Annotated in this window: 5 protein-coding genes; all 5 read right to left on the bottom strand. The window is 76.1% G+C overall.

Annotation, left to right across the window (positions count from 1 at the left end; all coding sequences use genetic code 11):
- Nucleotides 1-3: 3 nt before the first annotated feature.
- From DDJ31_RS35100 to DDJ31_RS35080, 5 genes are read right to left on the bottom strand one after another with little or no spacing between them, the layout of a single operon-like run.
- Entirely contained in the window at nucleotides 4-528 is a 525-nt protein-coding gene (locus DDJ31_RS35100) for a flavin reductase family protein (RefSeq protein ID WP_127176378.1), read from the bottom strand.
- Complete coding sequence (locus DDJ31_RS35095) at nucleotides 525-1331, bottom strand: thioesterase II family protein (protein WP_127176379.1); 807 nt, start codon at nucleotides 1329-1331, stop codon at nucleotides 525-527. The genes DDJ31_RS35100 and DDJ31_RS35095 overlap by 4 nt, the downstream gene beginning before the upstream one ends.
- On the bottom strand, nucleotides 1328-3886 hold the full coding sequence (locus DDJ31_RS35090) for a type I polyketide synthase (protein WP_206280615.1): 2559 nt from the start codon (nucleotides 3884-3886) through the stop codon (nucleotides 1328-1330). Before DDJ31_RS35090 ends, DDJ31_RS35095 begins: the two co-directional genes overlap by 4 nt.
- The gene (locus tag DDJ31_RS35085; protein ID WP_127176380.1) at nucleotides 3883-13221 is read right to left on the bottom strand and encodes a type I polyketide synthase; all 9339 of its coding nucleotides are present in this window, start codon (nucleotides 13219-13221) and stop codon (nucleotides 3883-3885) included. The genes DDJ31_RS35090 and DDJ31_RS35085 overlap by 4 nt, the downstream gene beginning before the upstream one ends.
- Nucleotides 13222-13274: 53 nt before the next feature.
- On the bottom strand, nucleotides 13275-19604 hold the full coding sequence (locus tag DDJ31_RS35080; RefSeq protein ID WP_206280620.1) for a type I polyketide synthase: 6330 nt from the start codon (nucleotides 19602-19604) through the stop codon (nucleotides 13275-13277).
- Nucleotides 19605-19651: the final 47 nt, after the last annotated feature.

Below are 19651 nucleotides of genomic sequence, written 5' to 3'. Positions count from 1 at the left end.
GTTTCAGGAGATGAAGTCGTAGGAGAGCTGGTCGTCGGTGTCGGGCCAGGTGGCGAAGCGGCGCAGTCCGTAGAGCAGCGGATGCTGTTCCTCGGCCAGCCGGGTCACCCGGGTGACCCGGCCCATGATCACGACGTGGTCGCCCACGACCTGGTCGGTGGTGACCGCGCAGTCGGCGACGGTGTGGGCGGCCTCCAGCAGGTGGGGGCCGCCGGTGCCGGCCGGGGCGTGCCAGGCCACCCGGTCGAAGCGGTCGGGGGCTCCGGAGGCGAAGAGTTCGGCGGTGGAACGCGCCCGCCGGTGCAGGAGGTTGACCGCGAACGAGCGGCGGGCCAGGGCCGCGTCGAGCGTCGGGCTGCCGCGGCGCATGCACACCAGCAGCACGGGGGGTTCCATGGAGACGCTGCACAGGGAGGTGAGCGTCATGCCCCACGGGTCGCCTCCGGTGCCGGTGGTGGTCACGATGGTCACGCCGGTGGGGAAGCCGGCCATCAGGGCGCGGAAGTCGGCGGGGTGGCCGTGGTTCATGCCGTCTCCTCCCGTCCGGCCGCCGCGGACGAAGGGGACAGGCGTCCCCTGGTCTCCTCGATCTCGGCGACCACGGCCGCGGTGAACGCGGGGAAGGCGTCCTTGAGGAAGTGGAAGTGTCCGCCGGGGAAGATCCGGCGCCGGAACGCGCCGGTGGTCTCCGGTGCCCAGGCGGCGGCGCCCGCTGCGGGGGCGAGCGCGTCGTCGGTGGCGGCGAAGGCGGTGAGGTCGCCGGTCAGTGGCCGCCGTCCGACGGCGGGCCGGTAGGAGTCGAGGGCCCGGAGGTCGGACCTGATCAGTTGGAGGAACCGGGCGCGGAATTCGGGGAGTTCGTCGAGGCGGTCCGGCATTCCGCCGAGGCGGGTGAGGCGCCGGGCGAGTTCCACCTCGGAGAGGGTGGGGTCGAGGAGGCGGATGCCCGGCCGGACGGCGGGCGCCTGCCGTCCGGAGACGCCCACCCAGAGCGGCACGGTGCCGCGGCTCTCGAGGGACCGGGCGGTCTCGGCGGCGACGACCGCCCCGAAGCTGTGTCCGAACAGGGCCAGCGGCGTTCCGTCGGCGAGGGCGGCGACGTCGTCGGTCACCTGGGCGACGAGCGCTTTCATGTCGGTGAGAGGCGGCAGGCCGTGCCGTTTGCCCCGGCCCGGCAGGTCGAGCAGCAGCAGCTCCCAACTCGGCGGCAGGTAGCGGGTCATGGGGTGGTAGACGGCGCCCGAGCCGCCGGCGTGCGGGACGACGACGAGACGCAGGTCGGCCGGGGTGAGGGTGCGGGGCCTGACGAAGGCGGCGGCGCCGGTGCTCACGCGCCCACCTCCTGTCCGGCCTCGGCGGTGGCGGCGATGCTCTCGGCGAGCTTGCCCAGCAGGTCGCGCAGGGGCAGGTCGAGGGAGAGTTCGCCGGCCGTCATGCCGACCTCGAAGTGCTCCTCGACCCGGGTGATGAACAGGGTGGAGAGGAAGGAGTCCCCGCCGACGTCCAGGAAGGACAGGCCGGGGTCGAGGTCGTCGGCCTGGAGGACGTCGCCGAGCACGTCGAAGAGGTGGCGGGTGAGGGGTTCGGGGGCCAGCGAGTCCGGGAGCGGGACGCCGGTCGCCGTCCCGGTGGCTGGGCCGGTCCTCGCGGTGTCCCGGGGTTCGTCGATCCAGTACCGGGTCGGGCGGAAGGGGTAGGTCGGCAGGTCGGCGACGAAGTGGGCGCCGGGGGCGGCGAGCGGCGCGAGGCGTGGGTCGGCGCCGGCCGTGAACAGCGCGGCGAGCGCGGTGGCCAGCAGTTCAGGGGCGTCCTGGGGACGGGGGCCTGCCAGCGGGAGGGTGGTGCGGCGGCCGTGCGCCTCCCAGGACAGCTCGATACGGGCGACGCCGTGCGCCGCGTCCGGGGCGGGCTGGTCCTCCGTGTCCTGGGCGGGGCGGTCGGCCGTCTGCCGTCCGGGGCCGTCTGCCGTCTGCCGTCCGGGGCCACCGGTCGTCTCCGGTCGAGGGCCGTCGCTCGGTGAGGTCGGGACGCCGAGGCGGGTCAGCAGGGCCCGGAGGGTCTCGGCGGGGTGGCCAGGGGACGCGGCCGGCGGGGCCTGTCCGTCGCGCAGCAGCGGGTGCGCGGCGGTGAGTTCGGCGATGACGGCGGCCAGGGCGTCGGGCGGGCCCTCGGCGCGCAGGGTGATCCGGCGGGGCGGCTCGCCCGCGGCGGCCGTCGACAGGATCTGGGCGCGGCGGTCGGCGAGCGCCTCGGCGAGTTCGCGCGCACCGGTCGCGACGACGGCCAGCCGGTACGGGAAGGGGGCGCGTCCGGCGCGCAGGGTGTGGCAGACGTCGGCGATGCGCGCGTCGTCGGCCGTGCGCAGCAGCGCTCCGATCCGGTCGGCGAGGTGGTCGAGGGCTGAGGGGTCCTTGGCGCTGAGGACGAGGAGTTCGGGACGCCGCAGGCGCGCGGGCGCGGGCGCGGTGGCGGTGGCGGGCGGCTCGTACGTCTCCAGGACGGCGTGGACGTTGGTGCCGCTCATGCCGAAGGAGTTGACGCCGGCGACCCTGCGGGGCAGTTCGGCGGGCCAGGGGGCGTGGTGCCGGGGCACGTCGAAGGCCAGCCGCTCCCAGTCGATGTGCGGGTTGAGGTCGCCGTCGGCCGGGTCGGCGGCGGCCGGGATCACGCCGTGTTCGAGCATCAGCACGGTCTTCATCACCGAGGCGATGCCGGAGGCGCCCTCCAGGTGCCCGAGTCGGGACTTGACGCTGCCGATGCTCAGCGGGGTGCCTCGGCGGCGGACCGCCGCTCCGAGGACGCCGTCGAGCGCGCCGATCTCGATCGGGTCGCCGAGCACGGTGCCGGTGCCGTGCGCCTCGACGTAGCCGATGTCGGCCGGGGAGATCCGGGCGTCGGCGAGGGCCGCCCGGATCACCTCCTGCTGGGCCGGTCCGTTGGGGGCGGTCAGGCCGGACGCGGCGCCGTCGTGGTTGACGGCGGTGCCCCGGATGACGGCGAGGACCGGGCGGCCCTCCCGTTCGGCGGCGTCCAGCCGCATCAGGGCGACGACCCCGACGCCCTCGCCGCGTCCGTAGCCGTCGGCGGTGGCGAGGAACGACTTGGAGCGGCCGTCGGGGGCCAGGGCCCGGGTCTGGCAGAGCGAGACCATCAGGCTCCCGGACAGCAGCAGGTTGGCGCCGGCGGCCAGCGCGTAGCGGCACTCGCGACGGCGCAGCCCCTGGACGGCGAGGTGGAGGGTGGTCATGGAGGAGGAGCAGGCCGTCTCCACGCCCATGACGGGACCGGAGAAGCCCAGCAGGTGGCTGACGCGGCCGGCGCCGAAGCTGAGACCGCCGCCGGTGATGTAGTACGGGTCGATCCGGGAGGTGTCGGAGCGGTCCTCGTTCCGCTCGCTGTACTCGGACGTCATCATGCCGAGGTAGATCCCGACGTCCAGGCGGTCGGCGCGGCGTACCGCGATGCCGGCCCGTTCCAGCGCCTCCCAGCTGGTCTCCAGGAGCATCCGCTGCTGGGGGTCGAGCAGCCGGGCCTCGCGCCGGGAGATCCCGAAGAACCCGGCGTCGAAGTCGGCGATGGAGGTGAGGAACGCGGCCCGGTCGACGTAGGAGCGGCCGAGCCGTCCGGGGGACGGGTCGTGCACGGCGCGCAGTCCTGGCCGGTCGGCGGGGATGCCGGAGAGGGCGGAGTCGGTGCCGCGCAGGAACTCCCAGTACGCCTCGGGCGAGTTGATGGCGGGCGGCAGCCTGAGGCCCATGCCGACGACGGCCACCGGTGCGTGGGCCGCGTCCTCCAGTTCGGCGACGCGGGCGCGCAGCCGTCGGGAGAGCCGGAGTTGGTCCTCCATCAGGGCGCGGACCGCCGCGGTGTCCATGGCCTCACTCATGTCGGTGTGTCTCCTTTCTGGGACACGTCGCTGCGGACGGCCCGGACGAGTTCGTCGAAGGACATCCCTGAGAGGTCCGTCGGATCGGACGGGCCCGGGAGCGGCTTTGGGGCCGGCGGGGCTGATGGGTCCGACGCGTGCGGGTGGGACGGGGTGTCGGGGGCGCTCGCGGGTGCAGGGTCGCGCAGGCCCTGGATGTGGTCCGTGATGCGGGCGACCGTGGGGTGGTCGAGGGCGACCGTCGCCAGGAGGTCGATCCCGAGGGCGTGGGAGAGCCGGGTGCGCAGGTCGATCACCATGATCGAGTCCAGGCCCATGTCGCCGAAGGTGGTGTCCTCGCCCTGGGGCGCGGGTTGCCCGAGGGTGTCCCCGGCGCTGCGCCGCACGAAGTCCGCCAGTGCCGCGGTGTGTTCGCCCGGGGCCAGGGTGTCGAGGTGCGCGCCGAACCAGCCGCGCGGCCCGGCGGTGTCCGGGCGGTCCGCGCGCGCGGCGCCCCCGGTGGTGGCGGCGTCCAGCAGGCGGGCCCGCGGATGGCCGTCGAGGGCCGCGGTGAACCGGTCGGGCGTGAGGTCGACGGCGATCACGCGGGCCCCGCGCGCGGTGAGCGCGGACAGCAGGAGGGGCTCGGCCGTGTCGTCGGTGAGGGAGCCGATGCCCAGCCGGGTGGTCGCGCGGCGCACGGTCTCGCCGGCGGCGAGGCCGCCCTTGCCGTCGGGTGTCCAGGGCCCCCAGGCGACGCTGGTGGCGGCGACGCCGTCGGCCCGCAGCGTCTCGGCGAGGCCGTTCAGATAGCCGTTGGCGGCGGCGTAGACCGTCTGTCCCGCCGAGCCGAGCACGCTGGAGGCCGACGAGAAGAGGACGAACGCGTCCAGGTCCTGGCCGCGCACCGCCTCGGCGAGGACGGCCGCGCCGTGCGCCTTCGCGGCGAAGACCCGCTCGGCCGTGGCGCGGTCGACGCGGTCGAAGGCCCGGTCGTCGGTGACCCCGGCGAGGTGCAGGACCCGGCGCAGCGGCTGGTCCCTGCCCGCCTCGGTGACGGCGCGGGCGCAGTCGGCCGGGTCGGTGACGTCGCCGTTCAGGACCCGGACGCGGGTGCCGGACGCGGTGAGCGCTTCGATGGCGCGGCGCGCCGCGGCGTCCGGGCGGGAACGGGCCATCAGGGTGAGATCGGTGCAGCCGTTGCGGGCCAGGATCGCGGCGGTGCTCAGGCCGAGCGCGCCGAGGCCGCCGGTGACGAGGGCCGCGCCCGTGAGGGGACCGGCCGGGGCGTCGGTGGGTGCCGCGGGGACGAGCCTGGCGACGCGGGTGCGGTCGGGGCCGAACTCGACGCGGGTCTCGAACGGTCCGTCGTCGAGGAGCCGGTCCAGTACGGCCGGCAGTCGGGCGGGGTCCCAGCCGTCCGCCAACGTCACCCGCAGCAGCCGCCGTTCGCTCTGTTCGGCCTCCACGGACGCGGTCAGTCCCCACAGGGTCTCGCGCAGGGGCGCGTCGAGCGGGCCGGCGCCCGCGAGGACCGCGTACGGCACGGTCGCGGGGACGGAGCGCAGGGTGGCGGCGAGGGCGAGCACGGCCTCGGACGCGGCCGAGGGGTCGGCCGGTGCGGCGACGGCGAGGAAGCGGGCGTCGACGATCAGGTCCGTGGCCTGGGCGGCGGACAGGCCGGCGGACGGGTGCGGGAGCGATGCCGCGTCGGCCACCGGGACGGCGCGGTGTCCGTGTTCCTCGACGGCCCGGACGAGCAGGTGTCCCGCCGGGGTCGCGGCGCCGACGACGGCCACGGTCCTGGACGCCGTCGCGGACGCGGGTGCCGGGTCGGCGGCGGGGACGTCGTTCCAGACCAGGTCCCAGGTGTGCGGGGCGGAGTCACGGAGCGAGGCGCGCAGCACGGACCGGGAGGCGGAGCGGAAGCGGAAGCCGTCCATGGCGAGGACGGTGGCGCCGGTGTCGTCGAAGAGGTGCAGGTCGGCCGTCTCCACCTGGTGGAACCTCTCGCCCGATGCCGGGCGCAGGTCGGCCTTGACGTGGCCCCACAGGGACCGGCCCGCGGCGGGGCGGCCGGGGAAGGCGACCCGGGCCGCCGCGAACGGGATGACCAGGGCCCTCTCCTGCTCTGCGGGCTCCTCGTCGTCCTCGTGGATGGCGAAGCAGACGGAGCTCTGGAGGCAGGAGTCGAGGAGGCCGGGGTGGATCGCGTAGTCCTCGGCCGGCTCGTTCATCTTCTCGGGAGGCTCGAACCGGATGAGTGCCTCGTCGCCGCGGATCCAGGCGTCCTTGACCCAGCTGAAGGAGGGGCCGAGCAGATAGCCGATTCCCCTCAGATGGCGGTAGAACGCCTCGCCGCCGAGACGGCGTCCGGCACCGGCGACGAACGCGCGCGGGTCGGGTGCGGGCCGGTGGCCGACCGGATCGCCCACGGGCCGGCGGGCCGTCAAGTGCTCCTGCCACCGGCCGCGTTCGGGGTCGAGGAGGCTCTGCACGCTCACCGTGCGGCTCCCTGACGGACCGTCCCGTTCGATGATCTGCAGCTCGTAGCGCTCGTGGTCGTGCAGGACCAGGGCGCGCGGGAAGTGCAGGTCCTCCAGGACCACCGGTTCGCCGCCCTGGCTGAGTGCGGACAGCACGGTCGCGGTCTGGGACGCGCCCGCGACCTGCACGGTGCCGAACAGGCGGTGGTCGTCCAGGTGCGGCGGGTAGACGGTGCTGCGTTCGGTGACGAACACGCGGCCCTCGACCGCCGGGGAACGCAGCGGGGAGCCCCAGGGCGGAGCGCCCGGCGCGACCCGGCTCGCGGCGGCCGTCTCCGGCGCGCCGGAGCTCGGGGGCGCCGCGGTGTCGGCGGCGGTCGCGGTGTCGGTTCCGGCGCCGCGCCAGAAGGTGGTGGGGGCGAACGGGTAGAGCGGTGCCGCCGCCCGTGGGGTGCGGCGCGGCGCTTCCCGGGCCGCCCAGTCGAGGTCGTGGCCCAGTTCGTAGAGGCGTCCGGCGGCGTCGGCCAGCACGGCGTGATCGGTGCTCCCGCGCCGCAGCGACGGCAGCAGCCCCGCGGCCGGGACGGTGCCCGCCGCGCGCACCAGGTTCACCAGGGTGGTGTCGGGCCCGATCTCCAGGCAGACGTCCACCTTCTGCTCGGCGAGCAGGCGCGCGCCGTCGTGGAAGCGCACGGGGTTGCGGGCGTGCCGCACCCAGTAGTCGGCGTCGAACGTGCCGGGCAGGGCGAGGCCGCCGGTGAGGTTGGAGATCAGCGGGGTCAGCGGGTCGTCGAAGCGCAGGGTCGCCGCGCTCTCGCGCAGCGCGGGCAGGACGGGGTCGAGCAGCCGGGAGTGGAAGGCGTGCGAGACGGTGAGCCGCGCGGCGCGCACCCCGTGCTCGGTGAGCCGGGCGGCGAACCGCTCGATCTCCTCGGGCGGGCCCGCGACCACGGTGGCGTCGGCGGTGTTGACGGCGGCCACGTCGAGACGGGCGCCGGTGTCGCCGAGGAGGGCGCGCAGCCGCTCCTCACCGGTGCGCACGGCGAGCATCGCGCCCCGCGGGGTGCCCTGCATCAGCTCGGCCCTGCGGGCGATCAGCCGCAGCCCGGAGGAGAGGTCCATGACGCCCGCGTGGACGGCGGCGGTGATCTCGCCGACGCTGTGCCCCATGACCACGTCGGGGGTGACGCCCCAGGACTCCCACAGCGCGGCGAGCGCGCTCTCCAGGGCGAAGAGGGCGGGCTGGGTGACCCGGGTCTCGTGCACGGCCTGCTGGTCGGTGCCGTAGAGGACGAGGTCGACGAGGGACGCGCCGAGGACGGGGGCGAGTTCGCGGTCGCAGCGGTCGAAGACGTCTCTGAACACCGGTTCGGTCTCGTAGAGTTCGCGCCCCATGCCGAACCGCTGGCTGCCCTGGCCGGAGAAGAGGAAGGCGATCCGGGGGCGTCCTGCGCCCTCCCGGTCCGGGAGCGGGGCCGCGAGCCGGCTGAGGAGTTCGTCCCGGGTGCGGCCCAACAGGGCGCGGCGGTGCGGGAAATGGGCGCGGCCGGTGGTGGCGGTGGCGGCCAGGCCCGCGAGTTCGCCTTCGGTGGCGTCGGCCAGGCGCTCCCGCCAGGCGGCGCCGAGCCGTTCGAGGCCGGGGGCGTCGGGTGCGGACAGGGGGACGAGGTACGGGGCGCCGGCCGGGTCGTCGTTCGTGGCGGCGGTGGTCCCGGCCGGTGGATCGGCGAGCACCACGTGGGCGTTGGTCCCGGACAGTCCGAATCCGGAGACGCCCGCGACGCGCGGTGCCGTGCCGGAACGCCAGGGGGTGGGGGTGTCCACGACCCTGACGTTCATGCCGGCCCAGTCCACATGCGGGTTGGGTGCCGCGAAGTGGAGGTTGGCCGGGAGGAGATCGTGTCTCAACGCCAGCACGGTCTTGACGACGGCCGCCATGCCCGCGGCGGACTCGCAGTGACCGATGTTGCTCTTGACCGAGCCGATGTGCAGCGGCTCGCCGGGTTTGCGTTCCGGCCCGAACACCCGCCAGGCCGCGCCCAGTTCGACGGGGTCACCGAGGGCGGTGCCGGTTCCGTGGGCCTCCAGGTAGGAGACCTGGCAGCCGCTGACCCGGGCGTCGGCGAGCGCGTCGGTGAGCAGGTCGCGCTGGGCGGTGCCGCTGGGCGCGGTGAGCCCGGAGGAGGCGCCGTCCTGGTTGACCGCGGTGCCGCGGATCACGGCGAGCACCCGGTCGCCGTCCCGCCGGGCGTCGGAGAGCCTCTTGAGGACGAGTACGGCGCAGCCCTCGGCCCGCACGAACCCGTTGGCGTCGGCCGAGAAGGAGCGGCAGCGGCCGTCGGGGGACAGCATGTGCGCGCGGCTGGCGGCGACGGACGCCAGCGGGTCGAGGATGACGTTGACCCCGCCGGCCAGGGCCGTGTCGGACTCGCCGCCGCGCAGTGAGCGCACGGCGAGGTGCAGGGCGACGAGCGAGGACGAGCAGGCGGTGTCGACGGCCAGCGCGGGGCCGTTGAGCCCGAGGACGTACGCCAGCCGGCCGGCGGCCGCGTTGAGCGAGGTGCCGGTGCTGTAGTAGGCGTCGAGGCGGTCGGCGCCTGGTCCTGCCAGGACGCGCGCGTAGTCCGCGTAGCTGATGCCGACGAACACGCCGGTGCGGGTGGAGCGCAGGGCGTGCGGGTCGAGGCCGCCGTCCTCCAGGGCGTGCCAGGCGGACTCCAGCAGGAGGCGCTGCTGCGGGTCGAGGTTCTCCGCCTCGCGGGCGGGGATCCCGAAGAAGGCGGCGTCGAAGCGGGCCACGTCCTTGAGGAAGCCGCCCTGGTCCGTGGTGATCCGGCCGGGTGCGGAGCCGTCGTGGTGGAAGGCGGCGGTGTCGTAGCGCCCTTCGGGGACCGGGCCGACGGCGTCGCGGCCCGATCGCAGCAGGTCCCACAGCTCCTCGACGGAGTCGGCCTGCGGGAACCGCCCGGCCATGCCGATGATGGCGATCGGTTCGTGCGGGTCGGGGGCGGGGTGGGCGGCCGTGGCCGGTTCGGATGCCGCGGGGGCCGGGGCGGCGGCGAGGGCGGGGCCGGGTGCGGGGGCCGGGGCGGGTCGCGGTCGGGAGGCGGGTTCGGGTGCGAGTCCGGGTTCGGGTGCGAGTCCGGGTTCGGGTGCGAGTCCGGGTTCGGGTTCGGGTTCGAGGGTGAGCAGGTGCTCCGTGACGCGGGTGACGCTGGGGTGGTCGAACACGTCGGCCGCGCGCAGGGTGACTCCGAACGCCTGGCCGAGGCGGGCGACCAGGTCGACGGCCATGATGGAGTCAAGGCCGAGATCGAAGAACCCGGCGTCGTGGCGGACGGCGTCCGCGGAGTCGAAGCCGAGTTGGGCGGCGACGATCCGGGCCACGTGGGCGCGGGCCGCGGCGGGGCGGCCACGCTCGGGCAGCGCGGCGAGCGCGGCCACGACGGACGGCTCGACGGGTCCCTCGCCGGACTCGGCGGGGCCCTGGTCCGCGCGGACCTGGCCGTCCGTGCCGTCGAAGTGAGCGGTGCGGCCCGCGCCGTCCGTCCCGTCCCGGGCGAGGAGGCCGCGCGCCCGGAACCGCGACATGACCGAGCGGAACCGCGCGCCGTCCAGCGGGCAGACGACGACATGGGCGGCGAGGGAGTCGAAGGCGCCGAGGGCGGCACGGCCCGTGGCCGGGTCGAGCGCGCCCACGCCGATGCGGGCGAAGCCGTCCCGTGCGGCGGAGTCGGCCATGCCGGACCCGCCCAGGTCCCAGGGCCCGTAGGCGATGCTGGCCGCGGGCAGGCCGAGGCCCGCGCGGTGGGCGGCGAGCGCGTCGAGGCCGCCGTTGGCCGCCGCGTAGCCGGCGCACCGGTTGGTGCCCCAGACCGCGGAGACCGACGAGACCGTGACGAAGAAGTCCAACGGCCAGTCGAGGGAGGCGCGGTGCAGCAGCCAGGCGCCCGCGAACTTGCCGCGCAGCGAGGCGGCGAAGCCGGCCGGGCCGGTCTCCGCGGCCGGGGCGCGCTCCAGTGTCCCGGCCGCGTGCAGGACCCCGCGCACCGGCGGCATGCCGTGCAGGTCGTGGTGGACGGCGGCGAGGGCCTCGGCGGTGTCGCAGCCACCTGGCCGGTAGACGGCCTGAACGCCCTCGGCGTCCAGTCGGCCGAGCAACTCGCGCGCTTCGAGGGCGAGTTCGCGCAGTGGGCGGCGGCCGACGAGCAGCAGGTGGCGGGCGCCGCGGGCGACCAGTTCGGCGGTCAGCTCACGGCCCACGCCGCCGAGTCCGCCGGTGACGAGGTAGGTGGCGTCGGGCCGGACGGTCAGGGGTGCGGTGCCGGTGGCCGTCTCGGTGAGGCGGGCGACCAGGACCGATCCGTCGCGGACGGCGGCCCGGTCCTCGGCCGGCTCCTGGGCGAGGGCGCCGGCGGTCTCGGCCGCGACGAAGCGCAGCAGCGCGTCGAGATCGGCGGCGGCGGGGTCGGCGGGCAGGTCGACGACCCCGCCCCAGCCGTCGCCGAGTTCGAGTCCGAGGACCGGCGCGAGCCCGTGGAGGAGGCCGTGGTCGGTGGGGGCCACCGTGTCCTGGGGCCGGGTGCGGCAGGCGGCCCGGCTGAGGGCGAACACCCGGGCGCCGCCCCGCTCGCGGGCGAGCCCGGCGGTGGCGGCCGTCACCGCCGCGCACAGGGCCGCCCCGGGCCCGACGGCGTCCGCGGCCCGGCCGGCTCCGAGACCGTCCGGTCCTGAGACGGTGGCTTCGGCCGGGTCGGCGCCCGCGGTCTGCCCCGTGCCGGCGTCGGGCAGCCTCGTGGCGCGCAGGGCGAGGACGAGCGGTGCGTCCGCGTCCAGGGCCCCGGTGGTCAGGGCCGCGGCCCAGGCGGCGCCGTCGGCCGGGAGCGGCGCGGCGCGCCAGCCGTCGGGGAGGGCCGGTGCGGACGGGGTGAGGACGGTTCCGGTGAGGCCCAGCGCGGCGGCCCGCGCGGCGAGCGCGCCGAGCAGGTCGGTGTCGTCGCCCGCGAGGACGACCGGGCGCGGGTCCACGGCGGCCGGGTCCCGCCACGTCCGCCAGGTCACTTCGTGGACGAGCGGCCGCTCGGGGCCGGCCGGTGCGTCCGTCGTGCCCGCGGACAGCGCGCGGGGGGCGAACCGGCGCCGCTGCCAGGGGTAGTGGGGCAGGTCGAGGGCGTTCCTCGGCAGCGGTCCCGCCGTGTCCTGGACGCCGCGGGCGCCCTGCGGCTCGTCCCCGCACCCGGTGATCTCCGGGACCGTGCGGCCCTCCGCGAGGGCGCGCAGGGCCCTGGCCGCCGTGCCGGGGTCGGCCGCCGTCACGGTCGCGCGGGCCTCCATCCGGGTCCGTCCCGCGGTCATGGTGTGGGCGAAGGCCGGGTAGTCGGCGGGGTCGAGCGCCGCCAGCGCGGTGGCGTACCGGTCGGCCCTCTCGCGCAGCGCCTGCGGGGTCCTGGCCGAGATCTCGAAGCCGCTGACGGTCACCGGGGCGCGGTCGGCGTGCGGTGCGTCGGCGCTCTCCTCGGGGAGCAGCGGACCGACGACGGCGTGGGCGTTGGTGCCGCTCATGCCGAACGAGCTGACCGAGGCGCAGTCCCCGGACAGCGGCGACCACTCCCCCAGGCGGTCCGGCACGGTGATCCCGGTGCCTGACAGGTCGATCCTGGGGTTGAGATGCCGGAAGTGGACGACGGGCGGCACCTGGCGGCGGGACACGCACAGGGCCGCCTTGATGAGCCCCGCCACTCCCGCGGTCCCTTCGAGGTGGCCGAAGTTGGTCTTGACCGCGCCGACCGGCAGCGGAGCCCCGCCGTTGCGGCGGCCCAGCGCGGTCGCCAGCGCGTCCATCTCGATCGGGTCGCCGAGCGCGGTGCCGGTGCCGTGGGTCTCCGCGTAGCCGACGGCGGCCGGTTCGAGTCCCGCGTCGTCCAGGGCGGCCTCGATCAGGGAGACCTGGGCGAGGACGTTGGGCGCCGTGAATCCGCTGGAGCGGCCGTCCTGGTTGACGGACGTCCCCCTGATCACGCCGAGCACCCGGTCGCCGTCGCGCAGGGCGTGGTCGAGGCGTTTGAGCAGGACCACGCCGACGCCCTCGCCGCGGGCGAAGCCGTTGGCCCGGGAGTCGAAGGTCTTGCAGAGGCCGTCGGGCGACAGCGAGCGGGTCTCCTGGACCAGCCGCATGGTCGCGGGCGACATGATGAGGTTGGCGCCCGCGGCGAAGGCGAGTCCGCACTCGCCGCGGCGCAGCGCCTGCACCGCGAGGTGGACGGCGACGAGGGAGGACGAGCAGGCCGTGTCGACGGTCATCGTCGGGCCGGTGAGGCCGAGGGCGTAGGCCACCCGGCCGGCCGCGAAGTTGTGTCCGTTGCCGGTGGCCCAGTAGGCGTCGGGCTCCCCCTGGCACCACTCGCGGTAGTCCTGCCACATGACGCCGAGGTAGAGGCCGGCGCGGGCCTCGGCGAGCGTGTCCGCCGGGACGGCCGCGTGTTCCATGGCCTCCCAGGCGACCTCGAGGAGCAGCCTGTGCTGCGGGTCGAGGTGGCGGGCCTCGCGGGGGCTGATGCCGAAGAACTCGGCGTCGAAGTCGAGGACTTCGTCGAGGAACCCGCCGCGCTGCGGCACTCCCCGCCAGGCGTCGGCGAAGGGTCCCTTGCGGTGTTCGGGCATCGGGCGCACGAGGTCGCGGCCCTCGGCCAGGGCGGTCCAGTAGCCGTCGAGGGTGTCGATGCCGCCGGGCAGTCGCAGCCCCGCGCCGATGATCGCGACGGGCTGGTTGCCCTGCTGCTCGCCGAGTTGCCTGCGCAGGGAGCGGATGGTGCCCAGCGCCCGGGTGAGGGGTGTCTGCCTGGTTCCCTCGGGGGCGTTCGTCTCGTGCATCGGGGTTCCTTGCGGTCGTGGCGGGGCGGTGGCCGGGCGGGCGGGGTCGGTGCTCACGCCTGCTCCCGGGGATGGGTGACCTGCTCGGTGAGGGCCCTGGTGAGGGTGCGCAGGGTGCCGTACGTCCACAGGAGAGTGGGCGAGAGGCGCAGGCCGAGGGCGGCTTCGAGGCGGTTGCGGAGTTCGAGGCTCATCAGCGAGTCCAGGCCGAGGGACTCGAACAGCGCGTCACGTTCCAGCCGTTCGGGGGCGAGGCGCAGGACCTGGGCGGCGAGTTCGCGGACCTTGGCCTCCACCAGGGCGGGCCGGGTCTCCTCGGGTGCGGCGCGCAGGGCGGCGGCGAAGGCGCTGCCCGTCTCTGGTCCGCCGGTCTCCCCGAGCCTCGCGTGCAGGTCGTGCCAGGCGCTCAGGGCGACCGTGTCGGGGGCGGCCTCGAACCAGCGGCGCAGGTCGAGCGGGAGGTAGCCGACGACGGGGCGGTCCCGCGTGAGCAGCCGGGTCAGCGCGGACCAGGCCTCGTTGGCGGGGAAGGCGTCCATGCCGCGGTCGCTGAGCCGGGCGCCCGCGCGGTCGTCGCGGGCGGCGAGGCCGATGTCGGCGAAGGGGCCCCACTGGACGCTGAGCGCGGGCAGTCCGCGGCGGCGGCGCAGTTCGGCGGTGGCGTCGAGGTAGGCGTTGGCCGCGGCGTAGGCGGCCTGGCCCGGGTTGCCGACGAGGGCCGCGGCGGAGGAGAAGAGGAGGAAGAAGTCCAGCGGGTCGTGCGCGGTGACGGCCTCCAGGGTGGCGGTGCCCGCCACCTTGGGGTGGAGCACCTTGGCGAGCCGGCGTGGGGTCAGCCGTCCGATGGTGGCGTCCGAGACGACGCCGGCGGCGTGCGCGACGCCGCGCAGCGGGGGCAGTCCCCGGGCGCGCAGTCCGTCGAGGGCCTGGCGGACGGCGGTGCGGTCGGCGACGTCGCAGCGCAGGACGTGCACGGCGGTCCCCAGGGAGCGGAGTTCCGCCAGTCGGGCGGCGGCCTGCGCGGTGGGTGCGGACCTGCCGACGAGGACGAGGGTGCCCGCGCCCTTCGCGGCGAGGAACTCCGCGAGGGAGAGGCCGAGGGCGCCGAGCCCGCCGCTGATCAGGTAGGCGCCGTCGGAGCGGAACCTGCCGTCGGGCAGGGGTTCGGGCGCGATGTGCCGCACGCCGTCGAGACCGGTGAGGACGAGCCCGGCGTCCTGCGGGGCGTGGTCGAGGTCGACGGTGGTCGCGGTGAGGCCGGCGCAGTCGTGGGCGCGCACGGGTGGCGCGGTGGGCAGGTGGTCGTCGTCGGATGCCCAGACGTCGGCCAGCAGGCGGGCGAAGAGGGCGGGGCGGCGCAGCCGCAGCGCGTCCAGGTCGACGGAGCCGAAGGTGACGCCGACGGGCAGGGGGCGGTCGTCGGGGGCGGGCCGTGACCCGTCGCGGGTGGCGTCCTCGACGTACCGTCCGTCCGGTGCCAGCAGGGCCCAGGCGTGTCCTGCGGCCGTGCCGCCGCGCGGGCCGAGGACCACGTCGGCGCCCCGGCCGTCGGTGGCCAGGTCGAACGCCGAGGGCCATGCGGGGTCGGCGCTGTCGAGGACCGTGTGGGCGCCCGCCGAGCGCAGGGCGTCCGTGTGGCGCGGTGCGTCGTCGTCGACGACCAGCGGGAGGGCGCCCTCGGCTCGGGCGACCCGGACGGCGGCCAGCGCGTCCGGCAGCGCGGTCGTGTGGATCAGCACGGTGTCGCCCTCGGCGAGGCGGCCGACGTGGGTGAGGGCGTACCGGGCGGTGACGGCGGGCAGGGTGAGCGCGGCGGCCTCGGCGTCGCCGTGTCCTTCGGGCAGCCGGATCACCTGGGCCGCGTCGGCGAGGACGTGTCCGGCCAGGGCGCCCGCGGTCACGGCGGCGACCCGGTCGCCGACCTCGAGCCCGTGGACGCCGGGGCCCAGGGCGCTGATCCGGCCGGCGCAGGCGCGGCCCAGCGGCAGGGTGCCGGGGGCGGTGCCGGCCCGGACGGCGGCGAGGTCGCGCAGATCGGCGGGGGTCACGGCGGCCGCCGTGGTCGCCACCACCACCTGACCCTCGGCGGGCAGCGGCGGGGTGTGCGGGAGGAACTCGGCGGTGGCCGCCGGGCCGGTGCGGGCGGCGCCGAGGCGGAAGGGCTGGGGGCAGGTGCGCCGGGCGGGACGCGCCGGGGTGCGGTGGGTCCCGTCCAGGCCGCCCGGTTCGTGCGTACCGGCCCGCACGATCCGGGCGGCCAGCCGCCGGTCGCCGCGCAGCGCGAGCTGGTCGTCGACCGTGGCGAGCAGGGCCAGGGAGCAGGCCCGGGTCCAGTCGGCGGCTGAGGTGTCGATGTCGATGAGCCGGGGCCGCAGTTCGGGGTGCTCGCGTTGCAGCACCCGCCCGTATCCCCAGTACAGGGCGGCGCCCGGGTCGGGTGTGTCGTCGGCGGTGGCGCTCTGCGCCCGGTCGGTGACCACGGTGAGCCGGGGCAGTGCGGGCAGCGCGGAGCAGACCCGCACCAGGGCGGTGAGGTGGGCGAGTCCGCGCTGCTGGGCGTCGGGTCCGACGCAGGCGCGGGGTGCGAGGAAGAGGATCTCGTCGATGGCGTCGGCGGCGGTGGCGGCGCGGGCCACGATGTCCTCGGGGCGGCCGAGGTCGCCGACGGTGGTGACCTCGGCGCCCGCGCCGCGCAGCGCGTCGACCAGGTCCCGGGCGCCACCGCCGGTGCTGTCGCAGACGATCCAGCGGCCGGCCGGGGCCGCCCCGCCGTCGTGGGCGGGGGTGTCCTCGGGGGCGGTGTCGGTGACGTCGGTCCAGTGCAGGTGGTGCAGTCGGCCGGTGTCGGGCCGGTGCCGCTCGGAGCCGGGCAGGGACCGCAGGACGAGGCCCTCCATGACCAGCAGGGGGCGGCGGTCGTCGTCGTAGACCCGGACGTCGACGCGGCCGTCCGGTCGGCGCAGGACGTGGGAGCGGAGCGCGGTGACGGGGTCGGGGCCCGCGGGCAGGAGGTGGACGGTGTCGACGGCCACCGGCATCAGCGGCTGCGCGGAGTCGTCGAGCAGCAGGGCGACCTGGAGTGCGCCGTCCCACAGCACGGGGTGCGGGACCTGGGGGCGCAGGCCGGCCCAGAGGTCGTCGGGCAGCCGGATCTCGGCGAGTGCCTCGTCGCCCGACGGGTGGCGCCGCAGGCTCCGCACCGTCCGGAAGGCGGGCCCGTAGACCTGCCCCCGCTCGGTGCAGCGGCGGTAGAACTCGGCGGGGTCCTCCTCGGTGGTGGCCCGGTCGTCCCAGTCGGGGCAGGCGGGGGTCTCGGGCGCGGGTGACCCGTGCTCGACGGCGGCGGTCGCGACGACGTCCCAGGCGGCGGCCCCCGCGGGCAGTGACAGCAGCCGGAACGCGCCGCCCTCGGGGGTGTCCTGCCATTCGGTGGTGAACCGGACCGCGCCCGCCGCGACCGTGACCTCCTTGCGGAAGCGGACGTCGGTGAGGCGCGCGGCCGGTGCGCCGGTGCGGGCCAGCGCGGTGTGCAGGGCGATGGCCAGCATGCCGGTGCCGGGCAGCAGGGCGGTGTCGTAGAGCTGGTGGTCGGTGAGCCAGGGCTGGGTGGCGGGCGACAGTTCGAGGCTGCCGTGCCAGACTCCGGGCCGTCCGGGGGCGGGGGTGAGCGGAGCCTGAAGGCCCTGGACTGCGCCGCCCGCCGGGCGGTGGTCGACGGCGGGCCAGAAGCTCTCGCGCTCCATCGGGTAGCGGGGCACGGGAACCCGCGCGTGGCGGGGCAGGGTGCCGAAGGGTTCGAGGCCCGCGATGTAGGCGCGGGCGAGGGCCTGGGCGACGTCGCGGACACCGGCGTGGCCGCGGCGCACCGTGGTGAGCGGGGCGAGCTGCTCTTCGCGCGCGGCGATCAGCTGTTCGAGGGCGGGGTGCAGGACCGGATGGGGGCTGATCTCCACGACGTGGGTGACGCCGCTGTCGAAGAGGGCGTCCATGGCGGCGGCGAACTCGATGGGCTCGCACAGGTTGCGGACCCAGTAGCCGGGGTCGAGGGCGCCGCCGTCGACGACGGCCGCCTCGACCGTGGACATCACGGGGACGGTGCCCGCGGTGGGCCGGATCGGGGCGAGCGCGGTGGCGAGGTCGTCGCGCAGGACGCCCATGCCGGCGCTGTGGGAGGCGTAGTCGATGCCGACCAGGGCGCAGTAGGTGCCCTCGGCCTCCAGGAGTTCCTTCAGGGCGAGGACGTGGTCGTGGTCGCCCGACAGGACGCAGGAGCGGGGTCCGTTGTGGGCCGCGAAGGAGATCTCGTCCTCGAACCCCTCCAGGGCGCGCAGGGCGGCCTCGCGGTCCAGGTCGACGGCGAGCATGAGCCCGCGCCCCGACACCCGCTCGGCGATCAGGGCGCCGCGCCGGGCGAGGACGAGGGCGGCGTCGTCGAGGGAGAGGGCGCCCGCGAAGGTGGCGGCGGTGATCTCGCCCTGGCTGGTGCCGAGGACGACGTCGGGGACGACGCCGGCCGCGCCCCACAGTTCGGCCAGGCCCAACGACATGGCCCACAGGGCGGGTTGGAGCACGTCGGTGCGGGTGGTCCAGGTGTCGCCGAGCGGCCCGGCGCCGGGGACGAACACGTCGGTGAGGTCCCAGTCGACGTGCGGGGCGAGGGCTTTGGAGCACCGGTCGACGACAGCGGCGAAGCGCGGGCTGTCGCGGTAGAGGGCGACGCCCATCTCGCGCCACTGGGAGCCCTGCCCGGGGAAGAGGAAGGCGGTGCGGCGGTGCGGGACGGCCCGTCCGGTGACGAGGGCGGTGTCCGGGTCGTCGGGGGTGGCGGGGTCCTGGAGGGCGGTGAGTCCTGCGGCGGTCCGCTGAAGGTCCTCGGCGACGAACGCGGCCCGCTCGGGGAAGTGGTCACGGTGCCAGGCGAGGGTGCCGGCCAGTTCGGCGGTGCCGGACGGCTCGGCGGCGAGCAGCGCGTCGTGCAACTGGGCCGCGCGGCGGGGCAGGACGGGGGCGCGGTGTCCCGACAGGGTGATCACCGGGGGCAGCGCGGTGTCGCGGGTGCGGTCGGGGTCGGGCGCGGGCGGTGCGGGGGGCGGTGGGGACGCGACGACGACATGGGCGTTGCTCCCGCCCCAGCCGAAGGAGTTGACGCCCAGGTGGACCGGTCCCTCGGGGGGCAGGGCGAGCGGTTCGCGGACCACGCTGAGGTTGAGATCGTCGAACGGGATGCGCGGGTTCAGCTCCTCGGCGTGCAAGGACGGCGGGACCAGCCGGTGGCGGAGCGAGAGGAGCACCTTGATCAGTCCGGCGAGTCCCGAACTTCCCTCCAGGTGACCGATGTTGGTCTTCACCGAGCCGATCGGCAGCGGGTCGCCGGCCGGGCGGGCGCGGCCGAGGACGGCGCCGAGCGCGCCGGCCTCCGTCGGGTCGCCGCGCTTGGTGCCGGTGCCGTGCGCCTCGACGTAGGAGAGGGCGGCGGCGGGCACGGTGTGCGGGCCGTAGCTGCGGCGCAGCAGGTCCTCCTGGCCTTCCTGGCTGGGGCTGACCAGGCTGGCGCCGCCGCCGTCGTTGTTGGTGAGGGTGCTCACCAGGACGCCGTGCACCCGGTCGCCGTCGCGCAGGGCGCGGCTGAGCGTCTTGAGGTAGACGGCGGCGACGCCCTCGCCGCGGACGAAGCCGTTCGCGGACCGGGCGAAGGAGGCGCAGCGTCCGTCGGGGGAGAGACCGCCGAAGTGGGTGAGGCCGACGCTGACGTGCGGGTCCATCATCAGGTTGGTGCTGCCGACGACGGCCGCTTCGATGTCGCGGGCGCGCAGGGCGCGGGCGGCGAGGTCGAGGGCGACCAGCCCTGACGAGCAGCCGGTGTCGACCGCGAGGCTCGGGCCGCGGAGCTTCATGAAGTACGACAGCCGGTTGGCGAGGATGTCGCGCCCCGAGCCGACGAGGGTGTGCTGGGTGTGTCCGGCGCCCCGTGCCCTGCGCAGCAGTTCGTAGTCGTGCCAGACGGTGGCGACGTAGACCCCGGTGCGGGTGCCCGCGAGGTCGCTCGCCCGCTGTCCGGCGTCCTCCAGGGTCTGCCAGCCGACCTCGAGGAGCAGCCGCTGCTGCGGGTCCATGGCGGCGGCCTCGCGCGGGGAGATCCCGAAGAACCCGGCGTCGAAGAGGTCGATGTCGTCGAGGAAGCCGCCGACCGCCGGGACGCGCAGCCGGGGGTCGTGCTGGAGGGTGGCGTCCCAGCGGTCGGAGGGGACCGCGCGGATGGCTTCCTGGCGGTTCATCAGGAGGGTCCAGAGGCTGTCGACGTCGGGTGCCCCGGGGAAGCGGCCGGCCATGCCGACGACGGCGATCGGTTCCTCGGCGTCGGGGGTGGACTGCGCGTTCATCATTCGCTGCCTTTTCGTCCGGGAGCGGGTGACCGGGCGCTGCCCGGGTC

It is taken from the genome of Streptomyces griseoviridis, assembly GCF_005222485.1.
Lineage (GTDB): Bacteria > Actinomycetota > Actinomycetes > Streptomycetales > Streptomycetaceae > Streptomyces > Streptomyces hintoniae.
The sequence above is the reverse complement of the archived record's forward strand: the minus strand, read 5'-3'. Positions and strand labels throughout refer to the sequence as shown.

What these genes read in the sequence shown, in the direction of transcription:
- DDJ31_RS35100 (WP_127176378.1), bottom strand. Translation starts at nt 528, where the DNA reads ATGAACCACGGCCACCCCGCCGACTTCCGCGCCCTGATGGCCGGCTTC.
- DDJ31_RS35090 (WP_206280615.1), bottom strand. Translation starts at nt 3,886, where the DNA reads ATGAGTGAGGCCATGGACACCGCGGCGGTCCGCGCCCTGATGGAGGAC.
- DDJ31_RS35085 (WP_127176380.1), bottom strand. Translation starts at nt 13,221, where the DNA reads ATGCACGAGACGAACGCCCCCGAGGGAACCAGGCAGACACCCCTCACC.
- DDJ31_RS35080 (WP_206280620.1), bottom strand. Translation starts at nt 19,604, where the DNA reads ATGATGAACGCGCAGTCCACCCCCGACGCCGAGGAACCGATCGCCGTC.